This window comes from Streptomyces stelliscabiei (assembly GCF_014873495.1).
Classification (GTDB): domain Bacteria; phylum Actinomycetota; class Actinomycetes; order Streptomycetales; family Streptomycetaceae; genus Streptomyces; species Streptomyces bottropensis.
Genome location: NZ_JADBGF010000001.1, coordinates 4015535 through 4033210 on the forward strand (window position 1 = coordinate 4015535; position 17676 = coordinate 4033210).

A 17676-nucleotide genomic window follows, 5' to 3' on the forward strand; every position below is an offset into this window, starting at 1 on the left:
GACCGGAAGATCTCCGCGGCCTCCGTCCGGTACGGGGCCGGGTCCTCCTCCCCGGTCGCGGCGACGGCGCGGCCGATGATGTCGAGGGCCTCGGCCTGGGCCTTGCGCCAGCCCGTGGAGCGGTGCACCGCGTGGCCTCGCGGGCGATGGCGGTGGCCGCCTCTCCGTGCCGCAGTTCGGCATCGGCCAGGGCGGTCAGGGCCTCCGCCTCCACCAGCAGGTGCTCCGTGCCGCGGGCGACGTCCAGGGCGTGGGAGATCTGCTCACGGTCGGGCGGGTCGGTGATGGCGGCCAGGCCGAGGAGGGCGCGGGCCCGCAGTTCGTCCGCGCCGCGTTCCTCGGCCAGCTTGAGCGCCTCCCGGTAGACGACATCCGCCTCGCCGGGGCGGCCGAGGGCGAGCAGGACGCTGCCGAGGGTGATGCGGGCGTCCGCCCGGTAGTACTCCTCGCCATCCTGGTCGAAGAGACGCGTGGCGGTCGTCGCCATGTCCAGGGCGGTGGTGAGGTCACCGGCGTCGCGGTGGACGGAGGACTGGAACCGCAGCACGTACGCCTCGCTGCCCTGTTCGCCGCTCTCCCGGACCATCGTCAGGGCGGTCGCCAGGTGGTGCGTCGCCCGCGCGGGATCCCCGAGGAGGTACAGGGTGCGTCCCAGGTTGGCGTGGGTCAGGATCCCGTTGTGCTGGGAGCCGAGGTTGCGCGGAGCACGCTCGGCCCCCCGCAGACGGTCCAGCGACTCGGTCAGCCGGCCCAGGTCGCGCAGCGTGATCCCGAGCGTGAGCAGGACGACCGGGTGGCCGTCCGGCATGCCGTTGCGCCGGTCGATCTCCGTGGCCCGTTCCAGGTACTCCGCACTGCGTGTCAGCCGGCCGACGAGCCAGTTCACACTGGCGAGGTTGGTGAGCGCCGCAGCCGTACCCTCCGGCCAGCCGCCTGCCTCGGAGAGGGCGAGCGTCTGCTCGAAGTGAGGGATGGCCGCATAAGGGAGGCTCTGGTGGAGTTCCGCGGCGCCGAGCAGATTGTGCATGGCGGCCTGGGCCACGGGCTCGTCGGCGGCACGGGCGGCGTCCAGGGCGGCCCGGCCGAGGGCCGCCCAGTCCACGGCGGTCTTGCGGGTCCAGGAGTGGCCGCGCAGAGCGTCGGCGAGCCGCCAGGAGGCGGGGTGGCGCTCGGCGGCGGCCTGCTGGACGGCGGCGGCGAGGTTGGGCAGTTCGTCGTCCAGCCAGCGGATCGCCGCGGCGGCGTCGGGGATGCGGAGCGGGGGCTCGGTGTCACCGCGGCCGACGCCACCGTCGCCGTCGGTGCCGGTGGGAGGCAGGGGTGCCTGGCCGGGGTACAGAAGTTGGGCGCAGTGGCCCGTGGCGGTCAGGAGCCAGCGGTACAGGGCCTCGGAGGCGGCGCGGCGGTCGGCGGCGGTCTCCTCCAGGCGCAGCCGCTCGGCCGCGTACAGCGCGACGAGGTCGTGACGGCGGTACCGGCCCGCCCGGTGCTCCCGCAGCATATGGGCGGCGGTGAGCCGTTCCAGCAGCCCGGCGGCCTCCGCGGGGGCGAGGCCCGCGACGACCGCGGCGGCTTCGAGACCCGTCTCCGGGCCGGGCACCAGGGCCAGCAGCCGGAACATCCGCCGGGCCGGGGCGTCGAGGGCGTGGTACGAAAGGTCGAAGGCGCTCCGTACGGCGGTGGTCGCGTCACCGGTCACGGACAGCGCGGACAGCCGGTCGCCGTCACGCAGTTCGGCGGCCTGTTCCTCCAGCGTGCGCCAGGGCGTGTGGTCGAGGTTGGCGGCGGCGATCCGCAGCGCCAGGGGGAGGTACCCGCAGGCGTGGGCGAGCTCGGCCGCCGCCCGCGGGTCGGCGTCCACGCGCTCCGCGCCGAGGGTGCCATGCAGCAGCAGCCGGGACTCCTCGGGGCTGAGCACGTCCACTCCGATCCGCCGGGCGCCGTCACGTGCCGCCAGCCCGGCCAGCCGGTCGCGGCTGGTGACCAGCACCAGACAGCCGGGCCCGCCGGGCAGCAGCGGCCGTACCTGCTCCGCGTCCACGGCGTTGTCCAGCACGACCAGCAGCCGCCGCTTGGCGGCCAGCGTCCGGTACAGGTCGGCGGCGGTCTCCGGCGTCCCCGGAAGGGCTTCCGCGGCCACCCCCAGCGCCAACAGGAACCGGGTGAGCGCCTCCACCGGGCGTACCGGGCCCTCCGGCGAGTGGCCGCGCAGGTCCACGAAGAGCTGGCCGTCGGGGAAGCGGTCGCGCACCCGGTGCGCCCAGTGCACGGCGAGCGCGGTCTTGCCCGCTCCCCCGGCCCCGGTCAGCGCACAGACCCCGCTCCCCCCGGCGGGACCCTCCCCGGAAGCGGGCAGCAGGGCGTCCAGCCGGGCCAGGTGATCGGCACGTCCGGTGAAGAAGGCGGCGTCGTAGGGCAGGAGCGCGGGGACGACCGGCGGGGTGGAGGGTGCGGGTGCCGGGGACACGGTCGTACGGGCGGTGGCGGGCCGTGGGAGGTCCCGGCGCAGGACCCGCAGATGGGCGTCGGTCAGCTCGGGACCGGGACGGACGCCGAGCTGGTCGTCGAGGCGGTCGCGCAGGACCGTGTACAGGCTCAGGGCGGCGGCCTGCTCACCCGAGGCCGCGAGCGCCAGCATCAGCCGGGCGTGCACCCCTTCGTGCAGGGGCTCCAGATCGGCCGTCCTGCGCAGTTCATGGAGGGCGTTCTCCGTCGTGCCCTCGGCGAGGGCACGATCCGCGTACGCCTGGACCACGGACAGGCGCAGCCGGGACAGAGCGATGGCCGAGGGGTGCTCACGCAATCCCGGCGCCGAGCCCTGGAGGACGGGACCGCGCCACAGCCGCAGGGCCGCCTCGGCCCGGGCGTACGCCTCGGTACGGTCGGTGGACTCGCCCCCGTCGTGGGTGAGGCAGGGCAGGGCGCGCGAGGCCAGGACGGTGAAACGCGCCGCGTCCGAGTCCTGTTCGTCCAGGTCGAGTACGTATCCGGTCCGGGTCCGGCGCAGTACACCGCCGGGCCGGTCGCCGGGGTGAGTAGCCGGCGCAGCCGGGCCACGTAGGTGTGGACCAAGTTCAGGGAGCTGGCCGGAGGTCGGCCGCCCCACAGGGTGTCGACGATCTCGTCCTGCGGTACGGCGGTGCCCGGGTGCAGACCCAGCAGGGCCAGCAGAGCGCTCTGTTTCGCCGCGCCGGGTTCGGCGGGCCGGCCCGCCACGTGGAGGACGAGGGGACCGAGGACGTCGACGCGGAGACGCCGGTTGTCGCCGGGCTCCGATGCAGTGTCCGGTTCCAGTACCTTCATGAGCCTGAACACCGAGGGACTGTGCGGTGACCGCGCCCGGCCCCGCTCGATCTCGCGGATGCTGCGGGTGCTGACCCCGGCGAGTTCGGCGAGCTGCCGCTGGCTCAGTCCCAGCTGCGCCCGACGGTCACGGAGCCAGGCCCCCAACTGCTCAGGCATCCGCCCCTGTTTCTCCCCGCATCCACGTCGCCCGCCACCGGCGGCGGCCTCACCAGGCGAAACCTCCCGCCATGGATGGATGACAGTACGTGACCGAGCCGTCCCTTGGAGAGATCTTTCTCCGCCAACCACTGACCGAAAAATCTCAGGCAAAAGTACGCTGACGTCATGTCAATTTCCTTTATATGCAGGCAACTTACGTGGAGCATGCAGGGGAGCTGAAGCAGAGCACCTCCCCGCCGGGGAGGTGCCCTACGTGATCCGCCTTCGGGCCGAACTGGCCGAGCTAGTCGAAGTTCTGCGGAACCCAGGCGGCGTCGAGGGCTCCTTCCTTCACGAAGGCCTTACCGCTCTGGACGACACCGATCCGGTCCCCGGACAGGACCAGCGAACCGACGCCCTGGGACTCCCGAGTCCAGCTCGCATCGAGGGCGCCCTCCTTCACGAGGGCATCGCCGGTGCGCTGGACGACACCGATCCGGTTCCCGGACAGGGCCATCGAAGTGACGCCCTGGTTCTGCAGAGTCCAGTTCGCCCCGAGACCGCCCTCCTTCACGAGGGCATCACCGGTGCGCTGGACGACACCGATCCGGTTCCCGGACAGGGCCATCGAAGTGACGCCCTGGTTCTGCAGAGTCCAGTTCGCCCCGAGACCGCCCTCCTTCACGAGGGCATCACCGGTGCGCTGGACGACACCGATCCGGTTCCCGGACAGGACCATCGAAGTGACGCCCTGGTTCTGCAGAGTCCAGTTCGCCCCGAGACCGCCCTCCTTCACGAGGGCATCACCGGTGCGCTGGACGACACCGATCCGGTTCCCGGACAGGACCATCGAAGTGACGCCCCTGGACACCTGAGCCCAGGGCGCCGAGAGGTCACCCTCCTGCACGAAGGCATTACCGGTACCACGCTGGACGACACCGATCCGGTCCCCGGACAGGGCCATCGAACTGACGCCCTGGAAGACTTGGACCCACTCGGCGAAGCCTTCTTGGACATAGACGATGCCGTCAGTGGTGAGGATGCCGGTTCGGTTGCCGGTGACGACGACGCTCGCGACCGGGGTGTCGGAGGCGGCGCGAGCGCTCTCTGCGGCCACAGCCGACTGGGCCGTCAGCACCGGCATGAGAACAGCAGCGGAAACCGCCGCGATCAGACCGGCCTTCCACCTTCGGACCGAAGGCGACCGCTCTCTGAGAAAAGCGAACATGGATGTCCCCTCATGAGGAGTTCGAGTGCAGGGCTGGACCGCGCGACTTGACGGCCTGTGTGGGTGCCTCTCGCCGGCATCTCGACTCTAGGAACAAGGGACGTCAGAAGAACTGGACGGTTTCTGGACGCCGGCCGTCTCCCACCCGGACCCCGGACGCAACCGTCCGAACTGCGGAAACGCACCACCCGACCATGAGAGCCCGACTGCTGGGCGGCAAACCATTGCCGCCCGGCCGGCATCGTTTGGCGCTTCCATGGCTCCGGCGGGCTACACGCGGCGCGTCAGCGTGCCCTGGTCGGCACTGCCGGGCGGCCCCGTGCCGTACACGACGGTCCTGCTGCTGACCGGTGACCGTGCGGAGCGTGGCCGCACCGCGAGCGGAGGCCCGGCACTCCCGTACCCGGCCCGCCGCCTGCCGCACGCATGCCAGGCGTTCGCCGAAAGGGCACGGAATGGACCGCTCTCCGCTCACCCGACGCGGCGCGCTGACCGCCGCCATGGCCACCACCGCCGCACTCGCCGTCCCGGTGACGGCTCACGCGAGCACCTCGACGGCCGGTGCCGCAACAGGCGGTCCAGCTCTTCGGCCCCACGTTCGCCCAGGCGGTGTCCGGCGGAGCACCAGCGGGCGAGGCGGGTCTGCGGAGCGTGAACACGCGTGAGTCCCGGGAGGTCTGCTCCCTCCCGGGACTGCCGCGACACCTTACGGGGTGACGATGACGGAGTTGTACGTGGTGAGGTCGACGTCCGTCCAGGCACCTGGATAGAAGGTCCAGTCACAGTCTTCGCCGTTCCAGCCATGGCACAGCCGGAACTTCCAGCCGTCCGTCTGGTTGTTGAACACGGTGTGGAGGCCCACCTGGTTGTAGAGCTTGTGAACCCCTCGGGACCAGTACTCGTTGGTCACGCCACCGCTGCTGTTGGGTCCGCCGTAGATGCACGCGGCGCCGGACGGACAGCCGGCGGGGGCCGCCGAGGCCGGCGACGCCGACAGCACTCCCGTACCGAGCGCCAGCAACGCGGTTGCGGCTATCGCTGCGACCCTTCTCCGGATCGGTGTACGCGTCATGTATGCCCCCTCAATCGTTGCGGAACGGACGACGTGCGGCAGATCTGTCACCGGGGCGCGCCCGGCGCCGCACGACGGCCGAGGTGCTTGGAGGCAAACGGTAGGGCGACTTCACATCGGCCCACACCTGTAAAGCGCCGGATTGACAGGCCCCCTCGGGCTCCGTCTTCCCACCGGTCTCCGATGTCGCTAGCCGCGCCTCTTGCAGGGCCGGCGTTCGGGGAGCCGTCTCATCAGGGACCGCCAGTCCGGCAGGTCGATCTCGACGAGGACGGTCTTGCCGGGCGGTCTGCCGTCCTGGACCTCCCAGCGGTCGGCCAGCGCGTCGACCAGAACCAGACCGCGCCCGCCCTCGTCCAGGGGGCGGGCCGGCCGTACGGTGCCGGGGCGTGGCGGCAGGCGTTCGGCGCGGGTGTCGGTGACCTCGATGCGGAGGGAGCCGGTGGGCAGGGAGAGGCGCAGCTCGAAGTCCCGGCCCGGGACGCGGCCGTGGGTCACCGCGTTGGCCGCCAGCTCGGCCACGACCGCCGCCGCCCGGTCGGAGGGGTCCGACCCGTACCGGATGCCCCAGGCGTGCAGCTGGTTCAGGGCCAGGTGCCGGGCCAGGCGGGCGCCCAGCGGGGTCGAGCTGAAGCGCTGCGTGAACGTCGGTGCCGTCAGCGTGTGGCGCGCGGCGGGCGGTGCGGTCATGTCGCCAATGTGGCCTGCGGGAAGCCCGGTTCGCCAGCTTCACGCCGCGTACGCCGAGGCAGCGTACGCGGTTACTCACTGGACGGTACCGGTGACGTGCTGTGACCATGAGCGGGGAACGGTGTGGTTCGGCGGGCGGGTGCGCGGGAGGTGGCCCATGGTGGCCGACAGCGGCGGCGGCATGGCGGCGACGGGGATGGGCGGCGGGGAGCCGGAGGCGTCCGACAGCCTGCGGACGTTCGGGGCGATGGTCCAGGCGTTGCGGGAGCACGCGGGGCTGGGCCGCGAGGAGTTGGCCGACGCCGTCGGGTACTCCAAGCACATGGTGGCGTCGGTGGAGTTGGGACGACGGATGCCGGACGCGGCGTTCGTGGAGGGGGTGGACCGGGAGCTGGGGGATACGGGGGCGCTGGTACGGGCAGCCCAACACCTCGGGCGGCAACCGGGGTTGGCGGCGTGGTTCAGGAAATGGGCCAGGTTGGAGGCGGGGGCGATCACGTTGTACACGTACGAATGCCGCATGATCCCGGGCCTGTTGCAGACCGAGGCGTATCTGCGGGCGATGTCGGCCGACCAGCTCCCGCCCATGGATGACCAGCAGATCGAGGAGCGTTGGGCCGCTCGTGCCGAGCGACAGCAGCGCTTCGCGGAACGCGCGAACACTGCTTTCAGCTTCATCCTCGAAGAGCACCTGTTCCTTCGACGCACAGGAGGGGCCACAGTCACGCGAGGGCTCCTTGACCGGGTGCTGCAAGTCGCCGAACTGCGCAATGTCGATATCCAGATCATGCCTCTGGTGCAGGAGTCGCACTCCGGGTTGCACGGGCCGATCCGGCTCTCGGAGAGCCCAGAGAACCGGTGGTTCGCCTACAACGAGGGACAGGAAAGCGGTCAGCTGATCTCCGACGCGAAAGTGGTCAGCGTCCTTAAGCAGCGGTATGTCAGGATGCGTTCGCAGGCTCTCACCATCCAAGACTCCGTGAGCCTGTTGCGGCGGATGCGAGGGGACCTATGAGTGCGACCCAACTGGTCTGGTTCAAGAGCAGCTACAGCAGCGCTTCCGGCGACGACTGCGTCGAGGTGGCCGTAGCCCTCCCCCACGCCATCCACATCCGCGACTCCAAGACGAACACCGAACCCGGCCCCCGGCTCACCCTCTCCCCCACCGCCTGGGCCGACTTCGTCCCGTACGCCGCCGCTCAGGACTGACCCCGACATGATCGGAACGGTCTTCCGGAGCGACGACGTGCCCAAGGAGCACCGGTTCGAGTACTGGGGCGAGTTGATGCACCGGGCGATCGCGCCCAGTCACATGAGCAGCCTGTTCGCCGACGACTTCTGGGCGGAACAGCGGCTGATGGAGCTGGGCCCGGTGCTGGTGTGGCCGACGTCGCACCTGCCGACGGGGTTCCGGCGTACCGAGAAGCAGGTGCGGCAGTCCGACCCGGAGATGTACCACCTGTCGCTGGTGCTCGGCGGTGACCTGGGGTTCGAGCATGTGGGGCGGGCCGAGGCGTACGGCCCGAGCGATCTGTGGCTGAGCGACACCTCACGGCCGTACGAGGTGCACCTGCCGACCGACCGGGGCCGCCAGGTGATCACGGGGGTGGGTGTGGACTTCCCCAAGGCGCTGGTGCCCCTGCCGCCCGCCCGCATCCAGCAGCTGCTGGGACGGCGGCTGCCGGGGCGGGAGGGGGTGGGCGCCCTGCTGACGGGGTTCCTCACCGGCCTGGAGCAGCAGGGCGACGTTCTCCAGCCGTCCGACGCGCCCCGCCTCGGCACCGTCCTGATCGACCTGCTGTCGGCGTGGTTCGCGCAGGTGCTGGAGGCGGAGGACGCGCTGCCGCCGGAGACCCGCCAGCGGGCTCTGGCGACGCGCGTACGGGCGTTCATCCGCCAGAACCTGCACGACCCCGAGCTGGCACCGCCCGTGATAGCGGCGGCGCATCACATCTCGCTGAGCTATCTGCACCGGATCTTCCAGGAGGACACCCCCGGCGAGACGGTCGCGGCCTGGATCCGCGTCCAGCGCCTCGAAGGCGCCCGCCGCGACCTGGCGGACCCCAACCTCACCTCCACGCCCGTCCACACCATCGCCACCCGCTGGGGGATGGTCCGCGCCTCCGACTTCACGCGGGCGTTCCGGAGCGCGTACGGGGTGTCGCCCATGGAGTACCGCGTGCTGGTACAGGCGGGGGCCGTGCGGGAGGCGGGGTAGACCCGTCGACAACGTGCCCGTGGACGCACAGGCGCGGCCGGGGGCACTCTGGCCGAGGAAGGGCAGGTGGAAGGTGGTCAGGCCCATCCTGGCGGAGGGTCGGCGCGTTCGGGCCGGCCCGCGGCCCCAGCCACCCGGCGGAACCGGCCGCGGCCCGTCCGTCAGCGAGTCAGGTCCATGACCCCGACCCCGAGCCCCTGATAGGCGTCCGGCTCCACCGTGGCGATCAGCGCGCCCATGGGAATCGTCTGGTTCGGTCTGGCGGCGTGGACCGCGGCCGAGGCGCTGTGGGAGACGCCGGCGCGGCTCAGGTCGGCGATGGTGACGGCCATGGCGTAGTCGTCGTCGAGGACATGCAGTACGTCCACCAGTACGCCCACGTGCTCCACCACGCCCGAACGCAGACGCTCGGCTTCCAGGAGACATAGAACAGGCACCCACAGGCGAACGTCATCGCTCGCCGCCGCCGCGTGGACGAGACCGGAGACCTGCTTGTCGCCTCCCAACGCCAAGAGAGTCGGGGTGTCGAGGACGTAGTGCTCGGTATCCCTCAACGGGACGACTCCGCTTCGGCGAGAGCTACCCGGTGAGCCGCGGTGGCCTCCCGCATCTTGCGCCGCATCTCGGCGGACTCCTCGTCGGACACGTCATGTCCGAACCGATCGGCGAGCAGGACACGGATACGGTCGGCCCGTTCCCTGATCTGCTCGGGAGTCAGCGTCTGCGCCGCTATGTCCTGCATCAGCGCGCGAAGGCTGGTGCCGCGAGCCTCGGCCACGGCGGCGAGCTGGTCACGGACTTCGGCGGGCACACGGATCATGACATCGGACACGCGGCGAGTATACGTGACGTATACATCCCGCGTCGCCGGAGCAGGGCCCCGCGAACCCTCTCCGCCAACTCCTGCTAGAACGCGCTCAGCCCGTAGCGGGCCAGCACCCAGTGCACCGGCTGGAAGAAGGTCCGGTACTGGTTCTGGGCGCTGTTGCACGAGGCATCCTTCGGAGTGTTGGTCGCGGAGGTGATGCCGAGCGCGTCGGTTCCCGCCCACAGAGGACCGCCGCTGTCTCCGGGCAGGGCGCAGTGCGAGGTCTCGATCATGTTCTTCATGACCTTGCCGCTGGGGAAGGTGAAGGTCACGCTCGGGTTGATCACCTGGCCCACCAGGTCGCTGCTGACGGCGCCGGCGCGTTTGACGGACTCACCGTCCTGGGGGTAGCGGGAGTCGGTGATCTCGAACGTGGCGCCGGCCGCCCGGACCGCCCCGTAGGCGGCGACGTCGTCGTTGAGGTACTCGATGACGGCGTAGTCCTTGTCGACCTCGCCGAAGTCCCACCATTCCGTGCGCTTGCCCAGGTAGATGCCGCCGGCCTCCCGGTGCCAGAACCTCTCGTCGTCGGTGCTCGCGCAGTGCCCGGCGGTGACGAAGTACCTCTTGCCGGAGGAGTCGCGGACGTTGAACCCGAGAGTGCAGTTCGTGGGGCCGTACGGCGCCACGATGCCGATACCGCCGAGGGATTCGTAGGCGGTCTCCTTGATCCCGCCGGGCAGCTCCTCGACACGCACCTTGTCGCCGTAACCGGCAACGAGGTCGGTGAGGCGTTTGTGGTCGGCGGCGGAGACGCCGTCGAAGATCGACACGGTCACCTGGTTGGTGCTCTGGTCGACGCCCCAGGCGGTGTTGGGGATCGGGTCGGTGTCGGCGATCCGCCGGTCGAGGGTGGTGCGCACGGAGTTCAGGTCGGCGGTGCTGTGCTCGACGACCTTGGCGGTGCCGCCCTGGGCACGGACGGTCCGCGCGGCGGCCTCGTCCGTGACGGCGACGACGAGCTGCCCGTCGCCGTCGTAGAAGGTGCCGCCGGTACGGTCGGCACCTATCGACGCGACCAGCGCTCTCACCTGGGCCGGTCCGGCCATCGAGGCCGGGACCGGGGTCGCGTTCGCGGTCGGCGCGGCCAGCACCGCGAACAGGCTGCAGATCGCCACCGTCATCGACGTGCGAGGGGTCGACAGTCGTCGCATGGATCGCGCCTCCGTGGGCTCCGTGAGCAGGGACCACGGCGTGATCGATCGCCGTGCACGGAAGCAGCATGTGCCGTGGGCACCGACCTTGTCATTGGTGGTAGATCCACAGAAGTCTTGCCTCTGCGTCCACTCCCGCTCACATGATCCGTGCCGCCGCCCGGACTTGATACGCCGACGGCCTGTCCGCCCCCGCGGACAGGCCGTCGTCACCACATCACCGGCTCGCTACGCCGCGTGCTCCACGAACCGCGCCGCCGTCTGCGCCAGCAACTCGCGGCCGTCGCCCGCCCACAGCTCGTCGTTGAACAGCTCGACCTCGATGGGGCCGGTGTAGCCCGCGGCCTCGACGTACGCCTTCCACTCGCGCATGTCGATCGCTCCGTCGCCGATCTGGCCCCGGCCGGTCAGGACGCCCTGGGGCAACGGGGTGATCCAGTCGGCGAGTTGGAAGGTGTGGATGCGGCCGGAGGCGCCCGCTCGGGCGATCGCCGCCGGGGCCGTGTCGTCCCACCAGATGTGGTACGTGTCCACGGTCACGCCCACCTGGTCCGCCGGGAAGCGCTCCGCGATGTCCAGCGCCTGGGAGAGCGTCGACACCACGCAGCGGTCCGAGGCGAACATGGGGTGCAGCGGCTCGATGGCCAGGCGTACGCCGTTGGAGGCGGCGTAGGGGCCCAGCTCCGAGAGCGCGTCCGCGATGCGTTCCCGTGCGCCGCGCAGGTCCTTCGAACCCGCCGGGAGGCCGCCCGAGACCAGGACCAGTGTGTCCGTGCCCAGGGTCGCCGCCTCGTCGATCGCCTTGCGGTTGTCGGCCAGCGCCGCCGCCCGCTCGGCCGGGTCGATGGCCGTGAAGAAGCCGCCCCGGCAGAGGGTCGTGACCGACAGGCCCGCGTCGCGGACCAGTTTGGCCGTGGCGTCCAGGCCGTGCGCCGCCACCGGCTCGCGCCAGAGGCCCACGCCCCCGATACCCAACTCCACGCAGCCGTCGACCAGTTCGGGCATCGACAGCTGCTTGACCGTCATCTGGTTGATGGAGAAGCGCTCAAGTCCGTTACTGGTACTGGTGCTCACTGGGCCACTCCGTACACCGCGAGCAGGTTCCCCATCCGGGCCTCGGCCAGCGCCGGATCCGGGAACAGGCCCAGCCCGTCGGCGAGTTCGTAGGCGCGCGCGAAGTGCGGGAGGGAGCGGGCCGACTGGAGGCCGCCGACCATCGTGAAGTGCGACTGGTGGCCGGCCAGCCACGCCAGGAACACCACGCCCGTCTTGTAGAAGCGGGTGGGCGTCTGGAAGAGGTGGCGGGACAGCTCGACGGTCGGGTCCAGGAGGTCACGGAAGCCCTGCACGTCACCCGTGTCCAGGACGCGGACCGCCTGCGCCGCCAGCGGGCCCAGCGGGTCGAAGATGCCGAGCAGCGCGTGGCTGAAGCCCTGCTCGTCGCCCGCGATCAGCTCGGGGTAGTTGAAGTCGTCGCCCGTGTAGCAGCGGACGCCCTGCGGGAGCCTGCGGCGGATGTCGATCTCGCGCTGGGCGTCCAGCAGGGAGACCTTGATGCCGTCGACCTTGTCGGGGTGGGCGGCGATGACGGCGAGGAAGGTCTCCGTGGCCGCGTCGAGGTCCGACGAACCCCAGTAGCCGTCCAGCGCCGGGTCGAACATGGGGCCGAGCCAGTGCAGGACGACCGGCTCGGCGGCCTGGCGGAGCAGGTGGCCGTAGATCTCCAGGTAGTCCTCGGGGCCCGAGGCCGCCGCCGCCAGTGCGCGCGAGGCCATCAGGATCGCCTGGGCGCCCGACTCCTCGACGAGCGCGAGCTGCTCCTCGTACGCCTTGCGGATCTCCGGCAGGGAGGCCGCCGCCGGGTCGGTGAGCTGGTCGGTGCCCACACCGCAGGCGATCCGGCCGCCGACGGCCTTCGCCTCGGCCGCGCTGCGGCGGATCAGCTCCGCCGCGCCCGCCCAGTCGAGGCCCATGCCGCGCTGCGCGGTGTCCATCGCCTCGGCGACGCCCAGGCCGTGCGACCACAGATGGCGACGGAAGGCGAGGGTGGCGTCCCAGTCGACGGCGGCGGGCGAGTCCGGGGACACGTCCGCGAAGGGGTCCGCGACGACGTGCGCCGCAGAGAAGACCGTACGGGAGGTGAGGAGGGTGCCAGGGGACACCGCCAGGGGCTCGGTGCGCGGGGTGTAGGCGCGCAACTGCCCTCCCGTAGCAGGGAGTTGGATCGTCACAGCTGAATCTCCGGTACGTCGAGACGGACGCCCTCGGCCGAGGACTTCAGGCCCAGTTCGGCGAGCTGGACGCCGCGGGCGCCGGCCAGCAGGTCCCAGTGGTAGGGCGCGTCGGCGTAGACGTGCTTGAAGAACAGCTCCCACTGCGCCTTGAAGCCGTTGTCGAACTCGGCGTTGTCCGGCACCTCCTGCCACTGGTCGCGGAAGGAGTAGGTGGCGGGGATGTCGGGGTTCCACACCGGCTTGGGGGTGGCGGAGCGGTGCTGGACACGGCAGTTGCGCAGACCGGCGACCGCCGAGCCCTCGGTGCCGTCGACCTGGAACTCCACCAGCTCGTCGCGGTTGACGCGGACGGCCCAGGAGGAGTTGATCTGGGCGATCGCGCCGCCGTCCAGCTCGAAGATGCCGTAGGCGGCGTCGTCGGCGGTGGCGTCGTAGGGCTTGTCCTGCTCGTCCCAGCGCTCGGGGATGTGCGTGGCGGTGAGGGCCTGGACGGACTTCACCCGGCCGAACAGCTCATGGAGCACGTACTCCCAGTGCGGGAACATGTCGACGACGATGCCGCCGCCGTCCTCCGCGCGGTAGTTCCAGGAGGGGCGCTGGGCCTCCTGCCAGTCGCCCTCGAAGACCCAGTAGCCGAACTCGCCCCGGATGGAGAGGATGCGGCCGAAGAAGCCGCCGTCGATGAGGCGCTTGAGCTTCAGCAGACCCGGCAGGAACAGCTTGTCCTGGACGACGCCGTGCTTGATGCCGGCGGCGTTCGCGAGGCGGGCCAGCTCCAGGGCGCCGTCGAGGCCGGTGGCGGTCGGCTTCTCGGTGTAGATGTGCTTGCCGGCGGCGATGGCCTTCTTGATCGCCTCCTCGCGGGCCGAGGTGACCTGGGCGTCGAAGTAGATCTCGACGGTCGGGTCGGCGAGGACCGCGTCGACGTCCGTGGAGACGTTCTCCGGGTCCAGGCCGTGCTGCTCGGCGAGCGCCTTCAGCACGTGCTCCCGGCGGCCGACGAGGATGGGCTCCGGCCACAGGACCGTGCCGTCGCCGAGGTCCAGGCCGCCCTGCTCGCGGAGGGCGAGGATGGAGCGGACGAGGTGCTGGCGGTAGCCCATGCGTCCGGTCACGCCGTTCATGGCGATCCGTACGGTTCTGCGTGTCACGGCCGGTCCTTTCGTTGGTGTGCGTTCGTGTCTGCGTACGCGTCCGGCGCCGCGTACGCCCGACGAAAGGGTGAGCGTCACAGCAAGCGCTTTCTATCCAACTAGAAGCTAGCCTCTGGGCAGCGGTCTATACAAGACCGCGAGGGGGTCGAGTTGTTCGAGGGGGCGAACGGCGATCGCGGTCGTAAGGTTCCCCGACAGCCCGAACATCACGCGCACCGGAGGACGAGCAACGATGACTGTGACCCTGGCGGACGTGGCGGCCCGTGCGCAGGTGTCGCCCGCGACCGTCTCCCGGGTGCTGAACGGCAACTACCCGGTGGCCGCGACCACGCGCGAGCGGGTGCTGAAGGCCGTGGACGAGCTGGACTACGTCCTCAACGGCCCGGCCAGCGCGCTCGCCGCAGCCACCTCCGACCTGGTCGGCATCCTCGTGAACGACATCGCCGACCCCTTCTTCGGGATCATGGCCGCGGCCATCCAGTCCGAGATCGGCGGGCCCGGCGGGCGTGCGGGTGGGGAGCGGCTCGGGGTGGTGTGCAACACGGGCGGCTCCCCGGAGCGCGAGCTGACGTATCTCACGCTGTTGCAGCGCCAGCGCGCCGCCGCCGTCGTACTGACCGGTGGGGCCATCGAGGATCCCGCGCACCTGACCGCCGTCGGCCACAAGCTGCGGAAGCTGTCGGAGGCCGGGACGCGGGTGGTGCTGTGCGGGCGGCCGCCGACGCCGGAGGCCATCGCGATCACCTTCGACAACCGGGGCGGCGGGCAGCGGCTCACCGAGCACCTGATCGGGCTGGGGCACCGGCGACTCGGCTACATCGCCGGGCCGCAGGAGCGGACGACCACCCGGCACCGCCTGGAGGGCCATCGCGCGGCGCTGGCCGCCGCGGGCATCGAGGACGACCCCCGGTGGACGGTGTACGGGCGCTACGACCGCCTCTCCGGCTACGAGGCGACGCTGGAGCTGCTGCGGCGCGACCCGTCGCTGACGGCCGTGGTCGCGGCCAACGACACGGTCGCGCTGGGGGCGTGCGCCGCCCTGCGCGACTCCGGTCTGCGCATCCCGGACGACGTCTCCGTGGCCGGCTTCGACGACCTCCCCTTCAGCATCGACGCGGTGCCCTCGCTGACGACGGTGCGGTTGCCGTTGACGGAGGCGGGGGCGCGCGCCGGCCGCATCGCCATGGGCCGCGAGGAGCCGCCGCCCGGGGGGATCGCCACGGTGCGGGGGGAGTTGATGGTGCGGGGGTCCAGTGGGGGGCCTCGGAAGGGCTGAGGGGCGGGCTGGGCGGGGCGGGGGCGGTCGGTCCTGACCGGGGCGGGATCTGACCGGGGCGGGGGTCGGTCGGGGCGGGTTGGTCGGGCGGAGTGGGCGGGGCGGAGGCGGTCGGTCCTGACCGGGGCGGGGGTCGGTCGGGGCGGGTTGGTCGGGGCGGGTTGGGCCAGGTCGGACGGGGCGGGCCAGGTCGGTCGGACGGGTTCGGGGTCCGCTGCAGGCGGGTCGACGGCGCGCCGGATCAGTGCGGGGTGCTGCGACGGCCCTGGAAGACGGCCGCTCCCAGGGCGAGCGTGCCGAGGGTGATGCCGCCGTAGACGGTCGGGTTCACCCAGTCGGGGACCAGTTCGGTGCCGACGCCCTTCTCCGTGACGCACTGCGCGCTGACCGGCAGGGTCGTGCGCGTGACCACGTAGTCACCGGGAGCGCCTGCGGCCGCGCACATCTGCTCGGGGTCGAGGATGTAGAAGCCCGACATCACGCCGACCCCGTACACGCCGAGGGCGATCGCAGCGGCCAGCACAGCGAGCAGGGCGCACGAACCGGCGTCCGGCAGGCGCCGTCCGCCGCCTTTCTCCCGGCGATGCGCGCGCACCGCGAGTGCCGAGGCCGTGGCAGCGACGACCAACGGTGCCAGGAACGGGGCGAGGGCGAGGACCAGGAAGAGGAAGGACTCCACGCCTGAGCGGACTTCGCCGGTGGGCCGGCGGTTCCGCCGCGAGGAGATCCAGGGCGACGGGACGGGTTCGACACGTGGGCCGAGGTCCGACCCCGAGCCACCCCTCACGCAGCGTGACGCTTCGGCGCGCGACAGTCACCGGTCCGTCCTACGTTGGGCGGGAGAGCCATTCGCCTCACCCCCACCACCGAAGAGGAGGAACCATGGCCGCCAAGGACAAGGGCAGCATGGACAAGATCAAGGGCAAGGCCAAGGAGATGTCCGGGAAGGTCACCGGCAACCGCGAGCAGCAGGCCGAGGGCAAGATGCAGCAGGTGCGCGGTGAGGCCAAGAAGATGAAGGGCAAGGTGCAGGAGCGTGCGCAGGAAGCGCGGCGCCCGGCGCAGCGCGACGGCGTCTGAGGCCGCGTAGCGCGACGGCCCCCGCGGTCGCGCGGCACGCGTAGGCGTACGGCCGGCGGCCGGTGGCCCGAAACGGCGTGCGGTCCTCACGGACCCGCCGACCCCGGGCCGCGGCGGCGGCGGCCGAGGACGGGGGCTCCCCTGACGGGAGCCCCCGTCGCCGTGGGCGCCGCCTCCCGCCCTCGGCGCCCGGCACCGCCGTGAGCAGGGACGTACAGGTGAGAACTCGTGCATCACGGGTACCCGGCGCCCATGGAGACTCGGGTGGCAGGACCGGCGCTGCCGGAGAGCAGAGGGCCGATCTCGGCTGCGGTCGTGGGGTTCCTGCGGGGCGAGGGGACCCCTCCCGACAGTCGGACGATCGCCGGGGCCGACCCCTTCGGCGAGGACCTCCAGCTCGCCCTGTACCTCTGTTACGAGCTGCACTACCGGGGCTTCGCCGGCGTCGACGCCGACCTCGAATGGGACCCGGAACTGCTGCGCTGCCGGGCGGCCCTGGAGTGGCCGTTCCTGGAGTCGTTGCGCGATCGGGCGACCCGGCACGTGAGCGCCGAGGAGGCGCTGGACGACCTGCTCGTGGAACCGGCGGCCGACGACGGCGGCGGGGTCGGTGACTTCCTCCAGGACAAGGGCGAGCTGTGGCAGGTGCGCGAGTACGCGGCGCAGCGCTCGCTGTACCACCTGAAGGAGGCCGACCCGCACGCCTGGGTGCTGCCCCGGCTGTGGGGGCGGGCGAAGGCGGGGATGGCCGCGGTGGAGTTCGACGAGTTCGGCGGGGGGCGGGCCGAACGGGTGCACGCGCGCCTCTTCGCCGACCTCATGACCGACCTCGACCTCGACCCGGCGTACGGCCGCTATGTGGACGCGGCCGGTGCCGAGGCGCTCGCCCTGGTGAACCTGATGTCCCTCTTCGGGCTGCACCGCGCGCTGCGCGGCGCCCTGGTCGGGCACTTCGCGACGGTCGAGATCACCTCCTCCCCCGGGTCCCGGCGGCTCGCCCGTGCCATGCGGCGCACCGGGGCCGGCCCCGCCGCCGAGCACTTCTACGACGAGCACGTGGAGGCCGACGCCGTACACGAGCAGATCGTCCGGCGGGACGTCGTCGCCGGGCTGCTGGAGGAGGAGCCGCAGCTGGACGCCGACGTGGCCTTCGGCGTCGATGCGACCAACCATCTGGAGGACGCCCTCGCCGACCGTCTTCTCGGAGCGTGGCGGGCGGGCCGTTCGTCCCTGCGCACGCCGGTCTGACGACACCGAT

General features: G+C 71.6%; 16 protein-coding genes and 2 pseudogenes. 6 read left to right on the forward strand and 12 right to left on the reverse strand.

Features of this window, described 5'->3' with window-relative positions:
* Positions 1-877: 877 nt before the first annotated feature.
* The 5 genes and pseudogenes from H4687_RS17730 to H4687_RS17745 all read right to left on the reverse strand — a co-directional run.
* Positions 878-3106 (reverse strand): annotated as a pseudogene (locus H4687_RS17730) (ATP-binding protein); the annotation flags it as partial.
* A pseudogene (locus tag H4687_RS46465) lies at positions 3085-3462 on the reverse strand (helix-turn-helix domain-containing protein); the annotation flags it as partial. The pseudogenes H4687_RS17730 and H4687_RS46465, both read right to left, overlap by 22 nt.
* A gap of 286 nt (positions 3463-3748) precedes the next feature.
* Complete coding sequence (locus H4687_RS17735; RefSeq protein ID WP_192781684.1) at positions 3749-4588, reverse strand: leucine-rich repeat domain-containing protein; 840 nt, start codon at positions 4586-4588, stop codon at positions 3749-3751.
* 790 nt (positions 4589-5378) lie between these two features.
* Positions 5379-5744 (reverse strand): hypothetical protein, encoded by a 366-nt coding sequence (locus H4687_RS17740; protein WP_046915621.1) that lies wholly within the window; start codon positions 5742-5744, stop codon positions 5379-5381.
* A 189-nt stretch (positions 5745-5933) separates the two neighbouring features.
* Positions 5934-6434, reverse strand: a complete 501-nt coding sequence (locus tag H4687_RS17745; protein WP_046915620.1) for an ATP-binding protein — start codon at positions 6432-6434, stop codon at positions 5934-5936.
* Positions 6435-6591: 157 nt separating this feature from the next.
* On the opposite strand from H4687_RS17745, the gene H4687_RS17750 reads away from it, so the two are divergent.
* Genes H4687_RS17750 through H4687_RS17760 form a run of 3 tightly spaced genes read left to right on the forward strand, consistent with a single transcriptional unit; the run spans position 6592 to position 8652 of the window.
* Positions 6592-7449 carry a helix-turn-helix domain-containing protein gene (locus H4687_RS17750; RefSeq protein ID WP_078907173.1) on the forward strand — a complete coding sequence of 286 codons (858 nt, stop codon included), beginning with the start codon at positions 6592-6594 and terminating at the stop codon, positions 7447-7449.
* Complete coding sequence (locus H4687_RS17755) at positions 7446-7643, forward strand: DUF397 domain-containing protein (protein WP_050398193.1); 198 nt, start codon at positions 7446-7448, stop codon at positions 7641-7643. The genes H4687_RS17750 and H4687_RS17755 overlap by 4 nt, the downstream gene beginning before the upstream one ends.
* Positions 7644-7650: 7 nt before the next feature.
* On the forward strand, positions 7651-8652 hold the full coding sequence (locus H4687_RS17760; protein WP_050398192.1) for a helix-turn-helix domain-containing protein: 1002 nt from the start codon (positions 7651-7653) through the stop codon (positions 8650-8652).
* Between the two features lie 161 nt (positions 8653-8813).
* Here H4687_RS17760 and H4687_RS17765 read toward each other — a convergent pair whose 3' ends face one another.
* From H4687_RS17765 to H4687_RS17790, 6 genes are all read right to left on the reverse strand, one after another.
* The gene (locus H4687_RS17765) at positions 8814-9206 is read right to left on the reverse strand and encodes a PIN domain-containing protein (RefSeq protein ID WP_046914206.1); all 393 of its coding nucleotides are present in this window, start codon (positions 9204-9206) and stop codon (positions 8814-8816) included.
* On the reverse strand, positions 9203-9484 hold the full coding sequence (locus H4687_RS17770; RefSeq protein WP_046914207.1) for an Arc family DNA-binding protein: 282 nt from the start codon (positions 9482-9484) through the stop codon (positions 9203-9205). Before H4687_RS17770 ends, H4687_RS17765 begins: the two co-directional genes overlap by 4 nt.
* Before the next feature lie 74 nt (positions 9485-9558).
* Positions 9559-10674, reverse strand: a complete 1116-nt coding sequence (locus tag H4687_RS17775) for a S1 family peptidase (RefSeq protein ID WP_078907137.1) — start codon at positions 10672-10674, stop codon at positions 9559-9561.
* Between the two features lie 228 nt (positions 10675-10902).
* Positions 10903-11700: a sugar phosphate isomerase/epimerase family protein gene (locus H4687_RS17780; RefSeq protein ID WP_046914212.1), complete on the reverse strand. Its 798-nt coding sequence runs from the start codon at positions 11698-11700 to the stop codon at positions 10903-10905.
* Between the two features lie 44 nt (positions 11701-11744).
* Positions 11745-12905, reverse strand: coding sequence for a dihydrodipicolinate synthase family protein (locus H4687_RS17785; RefSeq protein WP_046914209.1), 1161 nt, complete (start codon positions 12903-12905; stop codon positions 11745-11747).
* The gene (locus tag H4687_RS17790; protein ID WP_046914210.1) at positions 12902-14059 is read right to left on the reverse strand and encodes a Gfo/Idh/MocA family protein; all 1158 of its coding nucleotides are present in this window, start codon (positions 14057-14059) and stop codon (positions 12902-12904) included. The genes H4687_RS17785 and H4687_RS17790 overlap by 4 nt, the downstream gene beginning before the upstream one ends.
* Before the next feature lie 235 nt (positions 14060-14294).
* Here H4687_RS17790 and H4687_RS17795 point away from each other — a divergent pair, with 235 nt between their 5' ends.
* Positions 14295-15338: a LacI family DNA-binding transcriptional regulator gene (locus tag H4687_RS17795; RefSeq protein ID WP_050398191.1), complete on the forward strand. Its 1044-nt coding sequence runs from the start codon at positions 14295-14297 to the stop codon at positions 15336-15338.
* Between the two features lie 241 nt (positions 15339-15579).
* On the opposite strand, the gene H4687_RS17800 is transcribed toward H4687_RS17795, so the two are convergent.
* Positions 15580-16017 (reverse strand): hypothetical protein, encoded by a 438-nt coding sequence (locus tag H4687_RS17800; RefSeq protein ID WP_233443333.1) that lies wholly within the window; start codon positions 16015-16017, stop codon positions 15580-15582.
* A 203-nt stretch (positions 16018-16220) separates the two neighbouring features.
* Here H4687_RS17800 and H4687_RS17805 point away from each other — a divergent pair, with 203 nt between their 5' ends.
* Positions 16221-16418: a CsbD family protein gene (locus H4687_RS17805; protein ID WP_046919753.1), complete on the forward strand. Its 198-nt coding sequence runs from the start codon at positions 16221-16223 to the stop codon at positions 16416-16418.
* A 252-nt stretch (positions 16419-16670) separates the two neighbouring features.
* Positions 16671-17666 carry an iron-containing redox enzyme family protein gene (locus tag H4687_RS17810; RefSeq protein ID WP_046919752.1) on the forward strand — a complete coding sequence of 332 codons (996 nt, stop codon included), beginning with the start codon at positions 16671-16673 and terminating at the stop codon, positions 17664-17666.
* Positions 17667-17676: the final 10 nt, after the last annotated feature.